Raw genomic sequence first — 560 nt, forward strand, 5'->3', positions numbered from 1 at the left:
CATACCTACAGTACAAATAATGAGCTATATTAACATAAAAAAATCAAAAACTCCATGGGATGGGGTCGTTTAAAATCAAATCTACTCGCTCTTATTGCTCAGTGAAATGGTGAATTATTCCCACTTAAATTGCTAAGAAATTTTGTTAATGCGATAATGCCTGCAAATTATTTTAGTCTTCATTATTATGAGTCAATTAAAATGTGCTGTAATTGGGGTGGGATACCTAGGGCGCTTTCATGCGCAAAAATATAAATCCTTAAGTGATGTCGAGCTGATTGCAGTCTGTGATGTTAACAAAAGTGTTGTGGATTCCGTATCTCAGGAGCTCAATGTTCAAGGCGTAAGAGATTATCATGATCTGTTTGGTAAAGTGGATGCTGTTAGTATTTCTGCAACCACAAATGCTCATTTTGCAATTGCTAAAGATTGTTTACAACATGGCATACACGTTCTAATTGAAAAACCAATCACTGAAACCGTTGCGCAAGCTGAAGAGTTAATTTCTTTGGCTGAAGAAAACGGTCTTAAATTACAAGTGGGCCATCTAGAGCGGTTTA

At 36.2% G+C, this 560-nt stretch carries 1 protein-coding gene; it reads left to right on the top strand.

The features are described 5' to 3' along the window. Window positions 1-217: 217 nt before the first annotated feature. On the top strand, window positions 218-560 hold a 343-nt coding region (locus IEX97_RS13405; protein ID WP_229776959.1), incomplete at its 3' end, for a Gfo/Idh/MocA family protein.

This window comes from Paenalicyclobacillus cellulosilyticus, from assembly GCF_014647315.1.
In the GTDB taxonomy this organism is placed as follows: Bacteria; Bacillota; Bacilli; order Alicyclobacillales; family Alicyclobacillaceae; genus Alicyclobacillus_J; species Alicyclobacillus_J cellulosilyticus.